This window comes from Haloferax sp. DFSO52 (assembly GCF_048158745.1).
In the GTDB taxonomy this organism is placed as follows: domain Archaea; phylum Halobacteriota; class Halobacteria; order Halobacteriales; family Haloferacaceae; genus Haloferax.
The window spans coordinates 1,094,894-1,114,805 of record NZ_JBLOPB010000001.1 but is presented as its reverse complement, the minus strand read 5'-3'; the positions used below and the strand labels follow the sequence as shown (position 1 = coordinate 1,114,805).

At 62.7% G+C, this 19,912-nt stretch carries 18 protein-coding genes; 6 read left to right on the top strand and 12 right to left on the bottom strand.

Features of this window, described 5'->3' with window-relative positions:
- Positions 1-10: 10 nt before the first annotated feature.
- The gene (locus ACK3SC_RS05770; RefSeq protein ID WP_416839164.1) at positions 11-1,759 is read right to left on the bottom strand and encodes a flippase activity-associated protein Agl23; all 1,749 of its coding nucleotides are present in this window, start codon (positions 1,757-1,759) and stop codon (positions 11-13) included.
- Positions 1,760-1,932: 173 nt separating this feature from the next.
- On the opposite strand from ACK3SC_RS05770, the gene ribH reads away from it, so the two are divergent.
- The gene (gene ribH / locus ACK3SC_RS05765; protein ID WP_416839163.1) at positions 1,933-2,337 is read left to right on the top strand and encodes a 6,7-dimethyl-8-ribityllumazine synthase; all 405 of its coding nucleotides are present in this window, start codon (positions 1,933-1,935) and stop codon (positions 2,335-2,337) included.
- On the top strand, positions 2,334-3,488 hold the full coding sequence (locus ACK3SC_RS05760) for a pyridoxal phosphate-dependent aminotransferase (RefSeq protein WP_416839162.1): 1,155 nt from the start codon (positions 2,334-2,336) through the stop codon (positions 3,486-3,488). Before ribH ends, ACK3SC_RS05760 begins: the two co-directional genes overlap by 4 nt.
- Positions 3,489-3,560: 72 nt before the next feature.
- Here ACK3SC_RS05760 and ACK3SC_RS05755 read toward each other — a convergent pair whose 3' ends face one another.
- The 4 genes from ACK3SC_RS05755 to ACK3SC_RS05740 are packed head-to-tail and all read right to left on the bottom strand — an operon-like array spanning position 3,561 to position 8,177.
- On the bottom strand, positions 3,561-4,901 hold the full coding sequence (locus ACK3SC_RS05755; protein ID WP_416839161.1) for a hypothetical protein: 1,341 nt from the start codon (positions 4,899-4,901) through the stop codon (positions 3,561-3,563).
- A gap of 22 nt (positions 4,902-4,923) precedes the next feature.
- Positions 4,924-6,069: an ABC transporter permease gene (locus ACK3SC_RS05750; protein ID WP_416839160.1), complete on the bottom strand. Its 1,146-nt coding sequence runs from the start codon at positions 6,067-6,069 to the stop codon at positions 4,924-4,926.
- Positions 6,066-6,731 carry an ABC transporter ATP-binding protein gene (locus tag ACK3SC_RS05745; protein WP_416839159.1) on the bottom strand — a complete coding sequence of 222 codons (666 nt, stop codon included), beginning with the start codon at positions 6,729-6,731 and terminating at the stop codon, positions 6,066-6,068. The genes ACK3SC_RS05750 and ACK3SC_RS05745 overlap by 4 nt, the downstream gene beginning before the upstream one ends.
- Before the next feature lie 6 nt (positions 6,732-6,737).
- Complete coding sequence (locus ACK3SC_RS05740; RefSeq protein ID WP_416839158.1) at positions 6,738-8,177, bottom strand: hypothetical protein; 1,440 nt, start codon at positions 8,175-8,177, stop codon at positions 6,738-6,740.
- Positions 8,178-8,336: 159 nt separating this feature from the next.
- Between ACK3SC_RS05740 and ACK3SC_RS05735 the strand changes: the two genes are divergently transcribed.
- A complete protein-coding gene (locus ACK3SC_RS05735) occupies positions 8,337-10,256 on the top strand; it encodes a DEAD/DEAH box helicase (protein WP_416839157.1) in 1,920 nt (639 codons plus the stop codon).
- Between the two features lie 99 nt (positions 10,257-10,355).
- Entirely contained in the window at positions 10,356-11,600 is a 1,245-nt protein-coding gene (rbcL, locus tag ACK3SC_RS05730; RefSeq protein ID WP_416839156.1) for a type III ribulose-bisphosphate carboxylase, read from the top strand.
- Between the two features lie 24 nt (positions 11,601-11,624).
- Here the strand turns inward: rbcL and ACK3SC_RS05725 are convergent, their stop codons facing one another.
- From ACK3SC_RS05725 to ACK3SC_RS05700, 6 genes are all read right to left on the bottom strand, one after another.
- Positions 11,625-12,578, bottom strand: a complete 954-nt coding sequence (locus ACK3SC_RS05725; protein WP_416839155.1) for a ribose 1,5-bisphosphate isomerase — start codon at positions 12,576-12,578, stop codon at positions 11,625-11,627.
- 66 nt (positions 12,579-12,644) lie between these two features.
- The gene (locus ACK3SC_RS05720; protein WP_416839153.1) at positions 12,645-14,123 is read right to left on the bottom strand and encodes an AMP phosphorylase; all 1,479 of its coding nucleotides are present in this window, start codon (positions 14,121-14,123) and stop codon (positions 12,645-12,647) included.
- Between the two features lie 233 nt (positions 14,124-14,356).
- Positions 14,357-14,782, bottom strand: coding sequence for a thioredoxin (gene trxA / locus ACK3SC_RS05715; RefSeq protein ID WP_416839152.1), 426 nt, complete (start codon positions 14,780-14,782; stop codon positions 14,357-14,359).
- 232 nt (positions 14,783-15,014) lie between these two features.
- Positions 15,015-15,308, bottom strand: a complete 294-nt coding sequence (locus ACK3SC_RS05710) for a hypothetical protein (protein ID WP_416839151.1) — start codon at positions 15,306-15,308, stop codon at positions 15,015-15,017.
- Between the two features lies 1 nt (position 15,309).
- Positions 15,310-15,684 (bottom strand): helix-turn-helix domain-containing protein, encoded by a 375-nt coding sequence (locus ACK3SC_RS05705; protein WP_416839150.1) that lies wholly within the window; start codon positions 15,682-15,684, stop codon positions 15,310-15,312.
- Positions 15,685-15,711: 27 nt separating this feature from the next.
- Complete coding sequence (locus tag ACK3SC_RS05700) at positions 15,712-17,058, bottom strand: NADH:flavin oxidoreductase (protein WP_416839149.1); 1,347 nt, start codon at positions 17,056-17,058, stop codon at positions 15,712-15,714.
- 133 nt (positions 17,059-17,191) lie between these two features.
- Between ACK3SC_RS05700 and ACK3SC_RS05695 the strand changes: the two genes are divergently transcribed.
- A complete protein-coding gene (locus tag ACK3SC_RS05695; RefSeq protein ID WP_416839148.1) occupies positions 17,192-18,220 on the top strand; it encodes a succinylglutamate desuccinylase/aspartoacylase family protein in 1,029 nt (342 codons plus the stop codon).
- Between the two features lie 13 nt (positions 18,221-18,233).
- On the opposite strand, the gene ACK3SC_RS05690 is transcribed toward ACK3SC_RS05695, so the two are convergent.
- Positions 18,234-19,079, bottom strand: a complete 846-nt coding sequence (locus ACK3SC_RS05690; protein ID WP_416839947.1) for an aldo/keto reductase — start codon at positions 19,077-19,079, stop codon at positions 18,234-18,236.
- Between the two features lie 107 nt (positions 19,080-19,186).
- Between ACK3SC_RS05690 and ACK3SC_RS05685 the strand changes: the two genes are divergently transcribed.
- Complete coding sequence (locus ACK3SC_RS05685; RefSeq protein WP_416839147.1) at positions 19,187-19,873, top strand: YqjF family protein; 687 nt, start codon at positions 19,187-19,189, stop codon at positions 19,871-19,873.
- Positions 19,874-19,912: the final 39 nt, after the last annotated feature.

Genomic DNA, 19,912 nt, shown 5'->3' with positions numbered 1-19,912 from the left:
GGCTGCGTCGTCAGCCTTGCGTCTGGTTCGCCGCTTCGAGCGCGTCTTCGTCGATGAAGACGACGATGTCCTCGTTCCAGAGTTTGAACGCGTGTTGTCGGACGACGTAGCCGTCGAGTTCCGATTCGAGTTCGTCGCGGTCCCACTCGTAGGCGACGACGACTGGTGGTGCATCCGCCGTCGCGTTCTCCACCCCGGCGTCGGGCGGACTACTCGTGTGTTGTACGTCGCCCGCTTCGAAGTACCACGGGAGCGGCAGGCGACTGTGCCACGACGGTCCACCGAGCGGGTTCGACTCGTTTTCGACGTAGAAGTGGACCTCGTCACCGCCCGGTGGGTGCGTCCCGTAGAGGAGAACGTCGTCGCCCTCGTTGGTTGCAGCGACTCGTTCCACGTCAGCGAGCGTCCCTTTCAGACTGTTCTCGGGTTGTGCCCACTGGAGAATCTCTTTGTCTTCTTCCGTCGAGGCGTTCCAGTAATCGACGTTCGCGGCGGCCACACCGCCGACGGACGCGACGAGGACGAGTGCGGCGAGTCCGATGCCGACCGTATCGCCGGCGTCGAACGCCTCGTATCCGGAGCGGAAGACGAACGCGGCACCGACTGCGGCCGGGATTGCAAGTGGAACGACGGCGTGGACGACGACCCACGGCGCTTGAATGTCAGTCGCCAGCGGGTAGCCGAAGATGCTCACGACACCCCAGTACGTCGCGAAGGCGACGAGCCATCGAATCCGCCCCGTGACGACACCGTAGCGGTCGGTGACGATACCGACGAGGGCGAAGACGATGAGCACCGGTGCGCCGTAGACGAACGTTTCGAGGAAGTCTTTCAGGTAGGGAAGGTACTCGTGGGACTGATGACCGCCGCCCAGCCAACTATCCACCATCTCCTCAACTGCGCCGACCGAGCCTGCTTCGATGACGCCCGGAAGCGCTGCGGGGTTGCCGAAGGCGTTCCAGAGGTCAGGACGCGGTGCGTAGAAGAAGACGAAGACGACAGCGAACGCGGCGAGTCCGGCGAAGATGCCGGCGGCATAGCGGAGTGCGCCCGTGCCGAGGCTTCCATCCCCACGAGTCTGGAGTCGGTGAGCGATACTCTCGGGTATCTCGGTGAAGAAGATGGCGCGAGTAGAGTCGCCCGCGGACGTGCGCGCGAGAAGTCGGTGGTCGAAGACGAGGAATGCGGCCCCGAGGAAACACAGCAAGTAGACGACGTAGTTCTCTTTCGCCGCCGCCCCGGTTGCGAACGAGACACCGGCGGGAATCAGATACGCGAGTCTGCCGGTGTCGTAGGCGCGGACGACGAACCCGAGCGCGATGAACGAGAAGGCGGCGACGAGCACGTCGTTGCGCATGAACCGCGAGTAGTAGACTAACAGCGGATTCAGCGCGAGGAAGAGCGCCAGTGCGACGACTTCGTCGCGGCGGAGATGCTCTCGAAAGAGCCACGCCGAAAGCGGGAGGATGGCACCGACGAGAGCGACTGGGAGGCGAACGGTGAAGTCAGTCGCCGGGAGGACTGCAAGCAGATAGTCGTTGACGATGGGGAGAAACGGTCCGTGGATGATTGGCCGATAACTGAACGTCCCAGTCTCGTGGTACCGGAGAACCCAGTAGGCGACACGGCCTTCGTCCCAGTGAGAGATTCGGGTCCCGAGAGACACGACCCGAATGAGGAGCGCGAGGGCGGCGACACCGACGATCGCGAGGAGGGCACGAGGCCGGGAGAGAACGTCGGCCTCATAGTCAGCACTCATGCCCAGTTATCCCAACCCCGACAATACAACTTTTGTGCTTGCGGGTCGGCCCCTTAGTCCGGTCGGCCGACTAAATGCCAACTCCCCAATGACCCCTGCCCAGCGTGGTCGTCCACACGGCCAAATTCGGGTGGTGTCGGTAGTTCTTTTATCTGCGCCGGGAAGGGTCGGATATGGTCTCTCTCGGACTCGTAGTGGCCCGATTCAACTCGTCGGTCACCGAACAGATGGAGCAAGCGGCACACGACGCGGCCGCGGAACGCGACGCGGAGGTGGCCGAGACGATTCACGTTCCCGGTGCGTACGACTCGCCACTCGCCGCCGACCGACTCGCCCGCCGCGACGACATCGACGCCGTGGCCGTCGTCGGTGCAATCGTCACGGGCGACACTGCCCACGACCAGGTCATCGCCGACGCGACGGCGAAGTCGCTGACCGAAGTGTCGCTCGACCGCGACAAACCCGTCACGTTCGGCGTCTCCGGCCCCGGAATGAGCGGTGCAGAAGCACGCGAGCGCGTCAGCAAAGGTGCGGAAGCGGTTTACGCTGCGACTGATATGGTGGAGGCGTTAGCATGAACTTCGAATTTAGCGCGCGTGTCGGCCGGGTGGAACCGAGCGCCACGCTCGCCATCTCGAACCTCGCGAGCGAACTGGAAGCCCAGGGCGAAGACGTGGTCGACCTCTCTGTTGGTGAACCGGACTTCCCGACCCCCGACAACATCGTCGCGGCCGCCGAGGACGCGATGGACGCCGGTCACACCGGCTACACCTCGTCGAACGGCATTCCCGCACTCAAAGAAGCCCTCGCGGAGAAACTCCGCGGCAACGGCGTCGAGGCCGAGGCAGACGAAATCATCGTCACGCCCGGCGGCAAGCAGGCGCTCTACGAGACGTTCCAGACCCTCATCGACGACGGCGACGAAGTCGTCCTCCTCGACCCCGCGTGGGTCTCCTACGAAGCGATGGTCAAACTCGCAAACGGGTCGCTCAAGCGTGTCGACCTCGCGCAGCACGACTTCCGTCTCGAACCCGCGCTCGACGAACTCGCGGAGACCGTCTCCGACGAGACGAAACTCCTCGTCGTCAACACGCCGTCGAACCCGACGGGTGGTGTCTTCTCCGACGCCGCGCTCGAAGGCGTCCGCGACCTCGCGGTCGAACACGACTTCGCCGTCATCTCCGACGAAATCTACGAGCGCATCACCTACGACGGATTCGAGCACACTTCCCTCGGTTCCCTCGACGGCATGGCAGACCGAACCATCACCATCAACGGCTTCTCGAAGGCCTTCTCGATGACTGGCTGGCGACTCGGTTACCTCCACGCGCCGTCTGACTTCATCGGCCAGGCTGGCAAGCTTCACTCGCACTCCGTCTCGTGTGCCGTCAACTTCGTCCAGCACGCCGGCGTCGAGGCGCTCTCGGAGCGAACCGACGATTCTGTCGAAGAGATGCGCGACGCGTTCGAAGAGCGCCGCGACATGCTCGTTGACCTTCTCGCCGAACACGACGTGGACGTTGCCGTCCCGAAAGGTGCGTTCTACATGATGCTCCCCGTCGACGACGACGACCAGGCGTGGTGTGAGGGTGCGATTCAGGACGCGAAGGTCGCAACCGTCCCCGGAAGCGCCTTCAACGCGCCGGGCTACGCTCGCATCTCCTACGCTGCAAGTGAAGAACGCCTCCGCGAGGCTGTCGAACGCCTCGCCGAGCACGACTACATCTAACTGCGTCGGTCTCTTCTTTACCGACTATCGCTGGTTTCTCGACTATCTCTACGTTCCCGACTGGCTCTTCTTTCAGCGATTTGCGACCCAGAAGCGGACGCTTCCGTCTACTCCGGCGGCGATAGCGTAGTCGCCGGCAGACGATGCGCCGGCGAGATTCGTCGTCAACTCGCCGCCCAAGGAGAGCATCGTGTATCGCTCGACGCCGGTGGAGACACGCCGAAGGACTGCAAGTTCGGTTCGGTCGCGGGTCGGAACTGCGAGGAGGTCCTGTGTATCACCAGCAAACTGCCCCGCGAGACCACCGTCGAGGTTTCGACTGCCGAGAACGTGGCTCTGATAGCCGCCGTCGTCGGTGGCGACGAGTTCGAGAGCGTCGTCGGTGCCGCGGTAGAACTCGGCGACACCGCCGATGTGTGGCGTCCGAACCGCCGCAATTTCTCGTTCCTCGTTCGGCCCGAAGTTTCCGACGGCGAGCGTGTGTCGCCAGCGATTTCCAGTCCCGATAGGTGGCCCCGAACGAATCGCTTCCGTCTCCGTATCGATTGCGACGACGCGAGCGCCATCTTCGGCGTCGCTCGCGGTGGCGATTGCCTGCCACGGTCGGTCGTACTCGAGGTCAGCGACGATGGGTGCGATACCCTCGAAGACCGTCCCTTCCGGCGGTGAGAGTCGTGAGACAGCCCAGTCGTTCTGTCTGTCGAGGACGACGATGCTCCCGCCTTCGAGCGAGTCGCCGAGAACGCCGTGTCCGTATTCGTCGGTTGCATCGCCGAAGAGAAACAGCGTGTCACCCGGTGCGACGATGCGAGCATCCGGGAGTGCACCAACGTCGAATTCTCGTCGCTCGTGGTCTCTGTCAGGAACCTCGTGGGCGACGACAGTTCCGTCTTCGCCGACCGTGACGAGACGAGTGTAGACCGGGAACGGATGCGTGTGCGGCGACGACTCTGGATGCGTGAGCAGTCGTGCTGCCTCAGCAGAGACGACCGGTGGTCCGTCGATGGTCTCGGGGCCCATACGACCGGATTCGACGCGTCCATCGAGCGTGACGCGGAATCCGAAGACGCGCCCATCGTCGAGCACGACGGCCCACTGCGAATGGTCTGAACCACCGCCGCTGAGAAAGTCAGTCCCGGCGGCCCACACGGGCGTCCCGGGAACTTCGACATCCACCGGTTTGGCTTCGGTTATGTCTCCGACTCCATCGACACGGTGGTTGCCACTGCTCTGCGTGTGGGTGTATCCAGCATATTGCGGTGGTGGAATCTCGGATGCGTTCGGTGTCATTGGTGGGTTTTGTCGCGGAAGTGCATCGAGACAGCCAGCGAGACCGGTGAGTCCAGTCGCGCTGCCGACGGCGAGCCCGCGGAGGAGTGACCGACGAGAGCGCGACGAGTGTGGAGGGCGCATACCGTCACCTCTCACTCGGTTGTTATTTGCGTAACGCCTCGACCGGTCGCTCGTTGGCGGCTTTCCACGCGGGATACAGTCCAGAGAGGACACTCGTTCCGATACCGAACGCGACTGCGAGGAAGATGTAGAGGAAGTTGATGACCTGGAACGTCGCCAGGGGGTCGTCCAAGACGAACGAGTTGAGCGCGATGCCTGCACCGAGCGCGAGAATCGCACCGATGACGCCGCCTGCAACTCCTAGCAGCCCGGCCTCTGCGAGAATCATCCGAATGACGTCGCCTCGCTGGACGCCGACGGCGCGGAGCACGCCAATCTCCTGTCGGCGCTCGATGGTGCTCATGAGCATGACGTTCAGGATGCTGACGCCGGCGACGACGAGCGAAATCGACCCGATACCGATGAGGAACGTGTTGAGGATGCCGAAGAACTGGTTGATTCCCTGCGTAATCGCCTGCAGTTCGAAGACGTTCACGCGGTCTTCTCGCTCGTTCAGCGACTCGCGGATGGCGATTGCCGACTCGTTCGCGGCCTGCCCGGACTCGGAACTCACGATGACCTGATTGTAGCCGGTTCCGTTCACGTCGTCGATGGGGACGACGACTGCGTTGTTCGGGTTGACGAGCGAGATCCCCTGTTCCGCTGCGAGAACCGCCGAGACACGGTAGGTGCGGCCATCTATCGAGATGGTGTTTCCGGGTTCCACCTCGAGGATTTCGGCGGTTCCCGACCCGACGAGCACACCCTGTCGAAGTCTGTCGGGAACGCGGCCGTCCTGCGCTTCGTAGAGTGCACTGGGATTCTCCATCCCGTATATCGTGACCACCGTCTGTCGTTGACCCCGAGACACGAGTCCGGTGTCAGAGCGAATCGCGACGACCTCGCTGTCGACGACGACGCGCCGTATCTCGTCGACGTCTCGCTCACTCAGCTCTTCGACACCTTCCTGAAAATTCGGCGAGATGGTGATCTCGTTGCCAATCTCGCCCAGTTGCTCAGACGCACCGGTTCGGAGCGTCGTCCCGAACATACCGAGCGAGGCGATTGCGAGCACGCCGATGATGATTCCCAGCACGGCGAGTCCCGAGCGAATCCGGTTTCGCGAGAGGTTCCGACGAGCCATCAACAACGCCGGAACGCGTCGGTAGAGGTCGTCGAGTCCGCTCATTGGATTCTCCCATCGACCAGTTGGACGGTTCGGTCTGCGTATTCGCCGATTTGGGGGTCGTGGGTGACCGCGATGACCGCAACGTCGTCTTCGCGTCTAATCTCGTCGAAGAGGTCGAGGACGCTCCGCCCGGTCTTTCTGTCGAGGTTTCCGGTCGGTTCGTCCGCGAGGAGGATTTGCGGTTCGTTGACGAGTGCCCGGGCGACGGCGACGCGCTGTTTTTGCCCGCCAGAGAGCTGGTCCGGTCGGTAGTGCAGGCGGTCACCTAACCCAACCCGTTCGAGGAGCGCAGTCGCCCGTTCTCGTGCCGTCGGGTCGTCGCCAAAGAGCGTTGGGACCTCGACGTTCTCCAGCGCCGACAGCGTCGGGATCAGGTGGAAACTCTGGAAGATGAAGCCGATGAACTGCTTGCGCTGTGTGGTCATCTCGGCGTCCGAGAGGTCGGTCACGTCCTGTCCATCGAGGAGGACGGTCCCTTCGGTCGGTGTATCGAGCAACCCGAGGACGTTCAGCATCGTCGACTTTCCGCTCCCGGACGGCCCCATCACGGTGACGAACTCGCCAGGGTCTGCGTAGAAATCGACGTCTCGCAGCGCTTCGACGACTTCACCGCCGGTATCGTACCGCTTCCAGACGTGTTGGAGTTCGATGATGTGCGTCATCTCGAATCAGCGCCGTCGATACGCGTAGATGCTGACGCCGACCACGACGAGGAGTGCGACGACACCGCCGCCGAGGAGCAACGTCGAATCGAGTCCGATTCCACCGCTTCCTTCGTCGGGGGCCGAAAGCCCCGACACGTCGACTGTCGTCTCGACAGTTCGCTCGCGGCCATCAGCGAGATAGGAGACTTCCACGGGGACTGTCGTGACGCCCTCGTCGACGTTCGCATACAGGTCGAACGAGGCGAAATCGCTGGCCGGGACACTCCCGACGAAGTACTCTTTGTACGGGCGGGCCGGTTCCACACCATCGGTCGGAACCACGCGAACGACGACGCTCTGGGCGTCACTGAGTCCGATGTTGCTCGCACTGCCGGAGATGTGAACCGTCCCGTCTTCGAGTTCCACGTCGACACCCGTGAGTTCGATTTCACCGGGCGAGGCAACGTAGTCGATGCTCGTCGAAGCGGTTCCGTCTCGGTCACCGGTCTGGTAGGTTGCGACCACGTCGAGCGTCGCGCGGTCCACCGACGAGACGTTCAGCAGAACCGTGCGTTCGGACTCCGCTGGGACAGTTGCAACAGGCTTTCTGAGGACGACTGCGTCGCCGTCGCGCAGCGAGAGGACGAGGTCGTCGAGGGGGGCGTTTCCAAGATTCGTCACGTCGACGACGACAGCGGGACGAGCACCGTCACCGAGTTCAGCCTCCAGACGAACCTCCTCGCGGAGCGGTTCTGCGACGAGTGGTGCTGATGCAACCGTCGTTCGCGCATTGCCATCAGCAGTGGTGTACTGGAGGCTCGCGACGACTTCGGACTCTTCCGTCGACGGATTCACGCTGAAGTTGAACGTCTGTGCTTGTCCCGGGTCGAGTCGTGGCAGGACGCGCACGTCGTTTTCGACCGTTGCGCCGTCAGCGGCGACCGAGAGTCGAACGTTGCGGGCGACTTCGTCTTCACCGTTCGAGACGGTGACTGCGACCGGCGTGTCCGTCCCGATGACGGCATCACCGACTTCGACGGCGACTTGCGGGCCACCCTCGCGGACGCGAACGACCACCGGGTACTGGAGTCGTTGCGTCTCCCCATTACTCTGCCCGACGACGTTGACTCGCAGGTCGTAGGTTCCGGGGTCGTCGAGTCGCAGTGACAGCGGAATCCGAAGGTCGCTTCCGGGCGGAATCGTCCCGAGGTCTTCGACCCGTGCGAGGTCTCTCACCCCGCCGGCGGTGCGGACGTACACGTCTGTCACGTCGAGGTTCGCGGGACTGTTCTGGGCGTTCTGGACGACTGTCGTCAGCGTGAATCGCTCACCTGGCGTCGGTTGCGCCGGCGAGACGACCACATCGTCGATGTAGGCAGTCGCCTCTTGACCGACGGCCGGGGGCGAAACCCCAGACAGAACGACGACGGTGAGGAGGGCCACGGCGAGGACGCGACGGGACATGTTTCTCAACTCATCTATCGCATAGACGACGGAAATAGCTGCCGAGCAATACTATCACACGGGACTGAACTCACCGAGATACTGATTGTCTTACCAGAGAACCGATGTGTTCGAATCTGGCGAAGATATTTATGTGAATCCGAACCCAGTCTGTGACAGATGCGCGTGTCTGACCTCCCGCTGTCGGCGACACTGGCCTCTCATTACGAGTCGAGTGGCATCGAAGAGCTGTACCCACCGCAGGTCGCCGCTGTGGAGGCAGGAGTCGCAGATGGCGGGCGCGTCGTCGCCGCTATTCCGACTGCCAGTGGAAAGACGTTCATCGCAGAACTGGCGATGCTCACCGCCGATGGCCCGGGACTCTACATCGTCCCGCTTCGCGCACTCGCCCGCGAGAAGTACGAGACGTTCGACAAACTCCCCGGCGTGAGCGTCGGCATCTCCACCGGCGACTTCGACTCGGCCGAAGAGGACCTCGGCGAGTACGACATCGTCGTCGCGACGAGCGAGAAAGTCGATTCCGCGATTCGAAACGGGGCCTCGTGGGTCGAAAACCTCGCGTGCGTCGTCGTCGACGAGGTCCACCTCCTGGGCGCGCCCGGACGAGGGCCGACACTCGAAATCACGCTCGCGACGCTGCAGCGACGCGTCCCGGACCTCCAGCTCGTCGCGCTCTCAGCGACGGTCGACAACCCGGAAGTCATCGCCCACTGGTTGGACGCCGAACTCGTCGAGAGCACGTGGCGACCCGTCTCGCTTCGAACCGGCGTCTACGCCGACGGAACAGTCGAGTTCGACGACGACTCCACGCTCTCGGTGGACGTACCACCGATTGGCCCGAACGAAGACGGCGCAACCGAGGCCACCGTCTCACTCGTCGCAGATGCCGTCGAAAACGGCGGCCAATGTCTGGCGTTCGTCCGCTCCCGGCGAGAAGCAGAGTCGCTGGCAGACCGACTCGCGGACGAAGCCCTCTCGCCCGCACCGGACCTCGGCGACGAACTCGCCGAACTCGGTGGGACCACGACCGGAACACGACTCGCAGACTGCGCACGAACCGGTGTCGGCTTCCACCACGCTGGATTGCGAAGTTCACACCGCGCGGCAGTCGAGAACGCCTTCCGCGACAGGCGACTGGCCGTCATCTGTGCGACGCCGACGCTCGCCGCAGGGGTGAACGTCCCGGCGCGACGAGTCGTCATCCGCGACCAGAAACGCTACACTGGCGACTCGATGGCGTGGATACCCGTCCTCGACGTCCACCAGATGTGCGGCAGAGCGGGCCGGCCCCATCTCGACCCCTACGGCGAGGCAGTCCTCGTCGGCGACGAGAACGTGAAAGACGAACTCGTCGAGCGATACGTCGAGGCAGACGCCGAGGCTGTCGATTCCCAGTTCGCCGACCACGAAGCGCTCCGCACGCATGTCCTCTCGGTCGTCGCCTCCGGGTTCGCAGACTCGCTCGATACCGTTGCGGACGTGTTCTCTGCAACCTACTACGCCCACCAGCACCCCGCTGTCGACCTGACAGACCTCGTCCGCGACGTGGTGTCCGACCTCGCGGAGATGGAGATGCTGGACGTAGACGGCGAGTCGCTGTCGGCGACGACGCTCGGCGCACAGACCTCTCGACAGTACGTCTCTCCGACGACAGGCGCTCGAATCGTCGCGGGCGTTCGAACCATCGACACGATGGCCGACGAGAACGTGACGGCGAGAACTGCGCTGGAAGTCGTCTGCGATACGCCAGACATGCTCGACACCTACCTCGGGAACCGCGAACGGGCACTCATGTATCAGTACGCCCGGAACCACGCCGCCGAGTTCACCACGGCGATGCACGAAGCCGACCCGTTCGAAGACTGGTTGACGGCGGTCAAAACCGCACGCATTCTCCACGAGTGGTCCGAGGGGTCGGACATCGAAGACCTGGTGGACCGCTACCGAATCGGACCGGGTGACCTCGAATCCCGCGTCGAACGCGCCGAGTGGTTGTTGGGTGCGGCGGACGCGCTCTGTGGCGCACTCGATACCGACGTTCCGGAGTTCCGTGAGGTTCGTGCACTCCTCTCTCCGTGACCGTCGGGGCGACTGTGTAGAACCGTACTCATTCGTTCGCACCACACAAAGTCGCTTCGGGATGCCGTTTTAAGCCCCGTGGGGGCGTATGAACGGGGTATGGGTATTACGTACGAAGACTTCCTCAACCTCGAGTACGAACCGACTGCCGAGGACCTCGTCTGTACCTTCCGTATCGACCCCGCGACTGGGATGTCGATGGAAGCGGCAGCGAGTCGTGTGGCGTCGGAGTCCTCCAACGGGACGTGGGCGGCCCTCCAGACCGGTGCGGACTTCACCGACATGGGTGCGACCGCGTTCTCTATCGACGGCGACACCATCAACGTCGCCTACCCCACCGGCCTCTTCGAACCCGGCAACATGCCGCAGGTGCTCTCCTGTATCGCCGGCAACATCATGGGGATGAAAGCGGTCGATACGATTCGACTCGAAGACTGCGAGTGGCCCGAGTCCATCGTCTCGTCGTATCCCGGCCCGCTCTACGGGTCGTCGGTTCGAGAAGAGATATTCGGCGTCAGCGACCGCCCGATTACGGCCACCGTTCCGAAACCGAAAGTCGGCCTCTCGACGAAGGCCCACGCTCAGGTCGGCTACGACGCGTGGGTCGGCGGCGTCGACCTGTTGAAAGACGACGAGAACCTGACCGATCAGGATTTCAACCCCTTCTCCGACCGTCTCACGCAGTCGCTGGCACTCCGTGACGACGCCCAAGACGAGACTGGCGAGACGAAATCGTACCTCATCAACGTGACGGCGGACACCCAGACGATGCTCGACCGTGTGGACGAAGTCGCCGCGCAGGGTGGCGAGTACGTCATGGTCGACATCGTCACCGCCGGGTGGGCAGGGCTCCAGACCGTCCGTGAGCGAACCGAGAAACACGGCCTGGCCATCCACGCCCACCGCGCGATGCACGCGGCATTCGACCGTATGCCGACCCATGGCGTCTCGATGCGCGTCCTCGCACAGGTGTCGCGCCTCTGCGGCGTCGACCAACTCCACACCGGGACCGCAGGACTCGGAAAACTCGCCAACGAGGACACCGTCGGAATCAACCAGTGGCTCAGGAGCGACCTCTACGGCATGACCGACGTGTTACCCGTCGCGTCCGGCGGCCTCCACCCCGGCCTCCTTCCAGACCTCCTCGATGCCACGGGAACGAACGTCTGCATCCAACTCGGTGGGGGCATCCACGGCCATCCCGATGGCACTCGCGCCGGTGCCGTCGCACTCCGCGCAGCAATCGACGCCTACGTCGATGGCCGAACGATTACCGACGCAGCAGAAGAGACGCCCGAACTCGCCGTCGCCCTCGACAAATGGGGCACCGAGACGCCGCGGTAACACCCGGGAGAACCGGCGCAGAACTCAGCGTTCCGCCCACGGTTCGGTCGTCCCCTCACCAAACAGTTCGCGCATCAAGATGACGATGCTCTCGGGCGGGAACTGCCCGCGTTCGGTGACGATGGCATCGACGTAGCGCGGCGGCGTCACGTCGAACGCCGGGTTCTTGACCGTCGGGTTGCCGATTTCTGCGAGCGTCTCGGCATCGATTATCTCCTCGGTCTCTCGCATCTCGATATCGACGGTGTGTCCCGTCATCGTCCCCGGGTGGAGTTTGAGCGTCTGTGCGGCCACCATAATCGGCGTCCCTCTGTCGCGGGCGTTGACCGCGAGGCCGCTCGTCCCGATTTTGTTGATGACGCTGCCATCGGCGGCGACGGCGTCCGCACCGACTAACACGTGGTCGACGTCGTTGAGATACCGTCTGGCCGCCGAATCGACGATGAGCGTGACCGGAACGCCCATCTCGTGAAGTTCGCGCGCCGTGATGTGGCCCTGATTTCGGGGACGCGTCTCTTTGACGATTGCCTCGATGTGTTTTCCCTGTTTCACTGCCGTTTCGACACACGCGAGCGCGTCCGTCGAGTGGCAGTGCGTCATGATAACGTCGCCGTCGCGGAGGCGGTTCGCACCAACCTGTCCAAGGTCGGCCTGTGCTCGTTCGAGCCGGGCACAGAACTCGTCTGCCGAGTCGACGACGTTCTGCCGAAGTCCCTCGACAGTCGTGGCCGACATCCCACGGAGGACGTACCGAAGCGCGTTCGGGAGACTCACGGCCGTCGGCCGAGTCTCGTAGAGCGTCCGGGCCGCCGCCCGAAGTTCACCCCGAAACATCTCCGGGTCGGTCGCCTCACTCTCTCGAGCCTGTGTCCGGAGGGCACGGGCTACCGCGTCCGCGATGGTCGCCGCGCCGCGGATTTCCATCGTATCGATTTCCTCCGCGATGCGTCGCACCTCGGGGTGTACGCGTTCGTCCATACCTCGGAGTACGTCAGTCAGATGGAAAAAGTCGCTGTCGCGAGCGACCGAGGGTCGACGTTCTACTCACATTCGGTCGACGAGTGCTTCGTCGGGATGCCGGACGCGAACTGTCTCGACTCGTTCAGTCAGGTCGATTGCATCGGCGAGTTTGTCGGGTGACTCTGCGTGAATCGTAAACAGCGACTCGTCAGTTGCGACGACGTCACGGGGTCGAAGATGAAGTTCGATACCAGCCCCCTTGTCTTTCGGAGCACCTGCTCGTCTGGCGATTTCGTTCACGAGCCGGTTGTTGATGTGGGTGACGACGCCGCTCCTATCGGCGCGGACAGTGTGGGTGTGCCGGCCGGGTGAGAGGTCTGCGACAGCCACGTCTGGGTCACCGTTTTGTGCTGAAATTATCTCCCTGAACGTCTCCCGTGCACGGCCCGAATCGAGTATCTCGGTTGCGTCGGCATCGATACCGGCAGATTCGAAGAGGAGGTCAGCCAGACGAATCGCTTTCACTCGCAGGTCGTTTGGGCCGTCACCCGCGAGCGTCGCGAGGACTTCGCGCGCTTCGAGAACTGGGCCGACACCACGGCCGACCGGGGCCGAGCCGTTGGTGATTGCACACTCGACGGACATCCCCAGATGGGCTCCGACACGGTCGAAATCCTCTGCGAGTTCGCGTGCGTCGGCGAGACTCTCGACTTTCGCTCCTTCGCCGTAGGGGATATCGATGACGACGTGTGTCGAGCCCGCGCTCTTTTTCTTCGAGAGGACTGAGGCGATGAGTTGCCCACGTGGGTCGATAGAAAGCGGGGTCTCGGCGCGGATGATTCGGTCGTCGACCGGCGAGAGGTTCACTGCACCGCCCCAGACGAGACACCCACCGGTCTGGGTGACGATGTCGCGAATCTCGTCGACGGAGAACTCCACATCACAGAGCACCTCCATCGTATCAGCGGTGCCGGCGGCAGATGTCACTGCCCGAGACGAGGTTTTGGGGATTTTGAGGCCCGCAGCGGCGACGATTGGGACGATAATCGGCGTCACGCGGTTCCCGGCGACGCCGCCGATGGAGTGTTTGTCTGCGACGATCTCGTCACCCCACGTGATCGTATCGCCGATCTCAGCCATGCACTCGGTGAGGTGGAGCGTCTCTTCCATCGACAACCCATTTGTGTAGGTTGCAGAGACGTACGCGCCGAGTTCCACGTCTGCGAGTCTATCTTCGTAGATGTCTCTGACGATTCGAGCGAGTTCGTGTCGTTCGAGTTCGATATCGTTGAGTTTCTTTCGGATGTAGTAGACCGAGTTCGGTTGCGGGGCGACAGAAACGTCGATGGAGCCTTCGATGTGTCCCAGTCTGCGTGTGACGCCGAATGTTCCCTCTTCGACGAGGGCGTCGGTCAACTCCACAATGCCGATGGTCGTCCGTTCATCGTGTTTGAGCTGGACGCGTTCGAGCGCGTGGACCCCGAGTTCTGCGGCGTCCGCCTCGTTGAGGATGACCGTCGGAGAGCGAGAGCCGATGTCGATGGGGACGGCAACGAGTTGCATAGCTGATATTCGTTGGAACGACACATAAACAGCCCTCGCCGGGAGACAGTTCAGCTACTCATCTCCCATGGCCCCTCATCTACGTGGACGGCGAAGAGCGATGACTGAACGCAAAGGAGAGAACAGGCGGGGTGAATGCCGCCCGGGGGTGATGGTGGTTTGGGGGGAGGGGGAGGATTGGAACGCATGCGAGCCGTCAGGTCGCGTCAGCGACCCCACGGGGTCGTCTTCGATTATTCGAGGTGAGCGTCGATGAGGCCCTTCAGGTCGTCGTATCCGCGGACACCGACGATCTGCTCGGCAACTTCACCGTCTGCGAAGAGGACCATCGTCGGCACGCCGCGAACGTGATACTGCGCGGCGAGTTGCTGGTTCGCGTCGACGTCGACTTTTACCATCGTGGCGTCGGTGTCTGCCGCGAGTTTCTCGATAGTGGGTTCGAGCATCTTGCACGGACCACACCAGTCTGCGTAGAAGTCAGCCAGCACGACATCGTACGTCGAGATGGCGTCGGCGAGTTCTTCTGCACCGTTTACGTAGATCGGTTCGGAAGGAACGGACTCCACTTCTTCTACGGCACCGTGGCCATCGCCACGGATTTTTGTTTCCATCTGTTCGAGCTTTTTCTGGCGAATCTCGTTCAGTTCGTCGTCGGACATATCTATCGATATCGTCTGCACACTAATAACGGTTTTGCACATTCTAAACAATATAACCGTGCCACGATATCGCAATCGTTCGTCTGTGACTCCCGGGAAAAACACGACGAAACCGACCGACATCGTCAGTATCGCGGGTGCGAACGTCGCCTCAGGCCACGCGAACGACTGTCGATACTCGTGTGAACAACAGACAGCGGTACGCGAGAAGTGAGCGAGTGGACGCGGCCGACTACTCGACGTAGAGCGAGTAGGTGATGACTGCGAATCCGATGAGCGTCAGTAACGCGTCGACGAGGACGCCCGTGGCGAGGTCGACATCGAAGAAGATGTCGAACGCACCGGCGAGGAGCGCACCGAAGGTGACGATACCGAAGCCAACAGCCAACGCCCGAAGCGACGGCGAACGGGTGCGCCTGTACGCCTTGAAACTGAAGTAGGTGATGAGGCCGCCGAGGACGAGAATTCCTGTCTTGACGATGATGATGAACGTCGCAATCGTCGGCGACGCGCTGATGTGTCCCATCTTACGTCTCCCTCCGGACTTGCGTCCAGATGTCTGCGATGCGTTGTTCGGGCGTTCGTTCGGGTCGACCGACGGCCACGTCGAAATCACGTTCTTCGTTCAGGGCGATTCGAACTTCGTCGAACGCCACTTCGTAGGTGGTCGCGTGGTGGCCATCGGCCCGAATCTGCGTCCCTTCTGCGAGGAGCGCAGCATCGGTGAGTAAGTCCAGCTTTCGATACGTCGTCGAAAGGGGGATATCACACGTCTCAGATATTTCACTTGCCGTCATTGGTTCTTCGAGTCCTCTGATGATGGCTCGTGCGTCCGCGTCGTCGAGTGCATCGAGCACCGCTGTTAATTCGGCCGACTCCATCGCGGACCGGTCGCGCGCCATTACCGTGACACTCCGGCGAGAGCCTTATTAACCCACCGGGTCGTTGCCACGTTCTCCGCCGAATTCGGTCTCGTCGGCGTATGCACCCTCCTTTTTGAGGGTTCCCGCTCGGCGGAGCACCGACGACGTTCGACACACACCCGGTGCACCGGTCACTTGCGGCACCGCGCAGTTGTTACAGCTCTCGCAGACGACTCGTGTGTCGTCCGAAACGTCGGTTCCGAGGAGTCGCGCGGGCAGTTCGGGTTCGGCGTAAAACGGTCGTGCCATCCCGACAGCGTCGGCCGACTCGCCGAGGAGTGCGTCGATCTGTCCCCGCTCGCGAATCCCGCCTTCGCAGAACACTGGGACCGAGACGGCGTCGCGGACGCGACGACACAGCTCGGCGTTCCACGCCGGTTCGAACTCGTACCACATCGATTCGACGCGGTTCCCGAGTTCGACGAGTCGGGCCCGAAGCGGACCACCGAACGCGTCGGCGTATCCGTCTCGGTATCTGTCGTCGTTCCACGCGTCTGCTGGGAACGACCCGCGAACGATGCTCGCATCCCAGAACACCGACCCGGAGACGGGGACGAGTGCATCGTAGTCGCCATCAGCGAGTCGGTGACAGATGTCCACGGCGTCGTCTACAGTCAGGTGTGGACCGAGCCCCGGCGGGGCCGCCGTCTCTGCGGGAATTTTGGTCATCAACGGCACGTCACCGGCCTGTGCCCGTATCTCGTCGGCGACGACTTCGAGAAAGCGCACACCGTCGCCGAACTCGTCGTCACGTCGGTTGTAAAACGGCGAGAGGAACTGATGGACGATTCCCATGTTGGCACCGGCGATGTGGACCACGTCGTAGCCAGCATCGACGGCGAGCGCGGCAGAGCGCCCGAAATCCGCCGCGAGTTCGTACACCTCCTCGGTGGTCAAGACGTGCGCATCGTAGTCGAGAAAGCCAAGCGCGTCGAGGAGGCGGAGAAGTCGCGGCGGCCGCGACACGGCGAGCTGCTGGAGGTTGGGATGGTCGCGCCGGTAGCCGGCGTGCCACGTTTCCATACTCCGGAGCCCACCGTGTTCTAACTGAATCGCGATAGCGGCGTCGGAGTCGTGGATTCGGTCGGTCACGAGTTTCAGCGACTCGACGAACTCGTCGTCGGCGACGCGAGTCATCCCGGGAGCTGCACATCCACCTGTCTCGCTGACGATTGTCGCACCCTGACAGACGAGTCCAGCACCCGCCTGTGCGGCGGGTTCGAGTTCCGCAGCCAATCGCGCTGGGGCGCCGTCTCCATTGCCGGCGCATTCGAGTAATGGTGCTCGATAGAGCCGATTTCGAAGCGTGAGCCCGCCGATTTCGACCGGGTCGTCGAGCCGAATCGAGGCCATGGACACCCGTGGAACCCGAGTGAGGTAAAGCCTCACACTGGTCCCGTGACACTCCGAGGCGCTTCCGATCAAGCGTGTCACTCCGAGGCTTCGCCAATCAATCTTCTTACGTGGTCCGACCGAAGGCAGGTGCATGGAGCCACAACCGTTTCGCTACGACTCGGAGGTCCCCCCGGGGGAGGTTCGGCACCTCCGGTACGAGATTAGCGAGACATATCTCGGTGACCCGGTCGAACTTCCGGTCACGATTATCAACGGGTCGCATGCCGGCCCGTCGGTGTTGATGAACGCGGCGCTTCACGGCGACGAACTCAACGGCGTGAAGGTGATGCAAGAAGTCGGGAGCCGATACGACCCCGAAGAGATACACGGCACGCTCGTCTGCATCCACGTCGCGAACGTCCCCGGCTATCTCGCCCAACAGCGCTACATCCCGATTTACGACCTCGACCTCAACCGGTCGTTCCCGGGTCGTGACGGCGCGAACACCGCCGAACGGATGGCCAACCAGATATACCGACGCTTCGTCGAACCCTGTGACATCGCAATCGACTTCCACACCTCGACGCGCAACCGGACGACGATGTACCACGTTCGCGCAGACATGAGCCGACCAGAAGTCGTCCGCCTCGCACGCTCGTTCGGGGCGAATCTCATCCTCTCGGGAGAAGCCGAGGCGAGTTCGCTCCGAACCGTCGCCACGAACGACGGCATCCCGACGATTACCGTCGAGATGGGTCGCGCACATCGATTCCAACCAGCGCTCGTCGACCGTGCTCTCGAAGGCGTCGAGAGCGTCCTCGCACAGTACGGCGTCCTCCCGGACAAGCCAGTCAGTTGGCCGGGATGGACGCGCGTCATCGACTCTGCGACGGACAAAACGTGGCTTCGTGCTGACGTCGGTGGACTCGTCGAAATGCAGTACGGCGAGGTGCCGCTCGTCTACGAAGGCGACACCATCTGCACGATTTCCGACCACTTCAAGACGAGAGAGACACGGGTCGAAGCGCCATTTACTGGGCTCGTCGTCGGCGTCCTCCAGAATCCGGTTGCGGCACCGGGCCACCCGCTGTGCCACCTCGTGAGCGTCGACGGCACGACGCTCCGCGAGATAGAACGCGAAATCGAGGCTGGAGAGTTCACCGAACGGCCCTGGAGTTAGGGTCGCAGAGTCGTTACTCGTCCAGTCGGTCCCTGTCTTCGTCGTCCAGTCCGATGTGTGAGGCGGCGACGTTGTCGCGGAGGTGGGGAACACTCGACGTACCAGGGATTGGCAACATCACCTCGGACCGGTCGAGTAACCACGCGAGTGCAATCTGCTGTGGGGTGGCGTCGTGTTTCGTCGCCACCGCCGAGAGTGCGTCTGCATTGTCGCCGAAATCACCCCCACCGAGTGGGTACCACGGGATGAATCCGATTCCGTATCCTTCGCAGGCGTCGAGAACCGATTCGGAGTCCCGGTCAGCGACGTGGTATCGGTTCTGAACCGTGGCGATATCGACGATGTCGCGTGCCTCGTCGAGTTTCTCGACGGAGACGTTCGAGAGGCCGACGTGCCGAATCAGCCCCTCGTCTTTCATCTCTGCGAGCGCGTGAACAGAGTCTTCGAAGGGGACGTGTGGGTCCGGTCGGTGGAGTTGATAGAGGTCGATGGTATCGACGCGGAGTCTGTCGAGACTTCCGAGCACTGCGTTTCGCAGGTAATCGGGGTCGCCGTTTGGTTTCCACGCACCGTCCCTGTTGCGGAGGAGTCCCCCTTTCGTCGCCACGACGAGGTCGTCGGGATAGGGTGCGAGCGCCTCACCGATGAGTCGCTCCGAGACCGCAGGCCCGTAGGAATCAGCGGTGTCGATGAAGTCGATGCCGTGCGCCAGAGATTCGTGGAGGACCTTCTTCGCGTTCGCGACGTCGTCCGGTTCGCCGATGATACCCGAACCGGTGAGTCGCATCGCACCGAATCCGAGTCGGTGGACTGTCAGTTCGTCGCCGATATCGAACGTGCCGCTCGCATTCTCGACCATACGTACCTGATAGATGGCCAACACAGTGGGCGTTTCGGCGGGGACGGCCCACTGAGAGACTGACCCACCGCCGAAATCGACTCCCGTCACCGGCCCGTACACTCGGTATGGACCTCCTGTCGATGCGCTGGCGACACACGTTGTTCGCTCACTGGCGGATTGACCCTGCAATCGTACAGGAACACCTCCCTGACCGACTCGCCGTGGCGACGTACGACGGCGAGGCGTGGATGGGCGTCGTCTCGTTCGACATGGTCGACATCCGGCCCAGGCGCTCGCCCACCGGTCTGTCGTTTCCCGAAGTGAATCTCCGAACCTACGTCGAACCCGAATCAGGTGGCGAGCGAGGCGTCTACTTCTTCACGCTCGACGCTGCCGACCGCCTTGGCGTGACGATGGCCAAAGTTGGCTACCGTCTCCCGTATCACCTCGCGACGATGTCCGCCCGCGAACGAGACGGGAACGTCGAATTCCAGAGCTACCGACCGGCGTCACGAGACACGCCGGCGGCACACTTCGATGCCAGCTACCGGCCACTCGGTGACCCGACTCCTCCCGAAGCGGGGTCGCTCACCGAGTTCCTCGTCGAGAACTATCGATTTTACACCGACGAGTGGCCCATCGTCGTGGGCGTCATCGACCACGACCCGTGGCCGATACAGGATGTGGATGTCGAAATTCGGGCGAACACGATGTTCGAAGCGTGTGGATTCGACCACCCCGACGGTGACCCGCTCGTCCACTACGCGCGCGACATCAGTGTCACGGCCGAACCGCCGGCGATTCTCCACTGACTTCACCGCCGCAGCGAAGAAACTGCGGACAGCACCAGA

Coding starts and splice junctions, on each gene's coding strand:
- ACK3SC_RS05725 (WP_416839155.1), bottom strand. CDS start 12,578: ATGGACGAACGCGTACACCCCGAGGTGCGACGCATCGCGGAGGAAATC.
- ACK3SC_RS05690 (WP_416839947.1), bottom strand. CDS start 19,079: ATGGTCGAGAATGCGAGCGGCACGTTCGATATCGGCGACGAACTGACA.
- rbcL (WP_416839156.1), top strand. CDS start 10,356: ATGGGTATTACGTACGAAGACTTCCTCAACCTCGAGTACGAACCGACT.
- ACK3SC_RS05695 (WP_416839148.1), top strand. CDS start 17,192: ATGGAGCCACAACCGTTTCGCTACGACTCGGAGGTCCCCCCGGGGGAG.
- ACK3SC_RS05735 (WP_416839157.1), top strand. CDS start 8,337: ATGCGCGTGTCTGACCTCCCGCTGTCGGCGACACTGGCCTCTCATTAC.
- ACK3SC_RS05710 (WP_416839151.1), bottom strand. CDS start 15,308: ATGGGACACATCAGCGCGTCGCCGACGATTGCGACGTTCATCATCATC.
- ACK3SC_RS05685 (WP_416839147.1), top strand. CDS start 19,187: ATGGACCTCCTGTCGATGCGCTGGCGACACACGTTGTTCGCTCACTGG.
- ACK3SC_RS05750 (WP_416839160.1), bottom strand. CDS start 6,069: ATGAGCGGACTCGACGACCTCTACCGACGCGTTCCGGCGTTGTTGATG.
- ACK3SC_RS05745 (WP_416839159.1), bottom strand. CDS start 6,731: ATGACGCACATCATCGAACTCCAACACGTCTGGAAGCGGTACGATACC.
- ACK3SC_RS05705 (WP_416839150.1), bottom strand. CDS start 15,684: ATGGCGCGCGACCGGTCCGCGATGGAGTCGGCCGAATTAACAGCGGTG.
- ribH (WP_416839163.1), top strand. CDS start 1,933: ATGGTCTCTCTCGGACTCGTAGTGGCCCGATTCAACTCGTCGGTCACC.
- trxA (WP_416839152.1), bottom strand. CDS start 14,782: ATGTCCGACGACGAACTGAACGAGATTCGCCAGAAAAAGCTCGAACAG.
- ACK3SC_RS05755 (WP_416839161.1), bottom strand. CDS start 4,901: ATGCGCCCTCCACACTCGTCGCGCTCTCGTCGGTCACTCCTCCGCGGG.
- ACK3SC_RS05720 (WP_416839153.1), bottom strand. CDS start 14,123: ATGCAACTCGTTGCCGTCCCCATCGACATCGGCTCTCGCTCTCCGACG.
- ACK3SC_RS05760 (WP_416839162.1), top strand. CDS start 2,334: ATGAACTTCGAATTTAGCGCGCGTGTCGGCCGGGTGGAACCGAGCGCC.
- ACK3SC_RS05700 (WP_416839149.1), bottom strand. CDS start 17,058: ATGGCCTCGATTCGGCTCGACGACCCGGTCGAAATCGGCGGGCTCACG.
- ACK3SC_RS05770 (WP_416839164.1), bottom strand. CDS start 1,759: ATGAGTGCTGACTATGAGGCCGACGTTCTCTCCCGGCCTCGTGCCCTC.
- ACK3SC_RS05740 (WP_416839158.1), bottom strand. CDS start 8,177: ATGTCCCGTCGCGTCCTCGCCGTGGCCCTCCTCACCGTCGTCGTTCTG.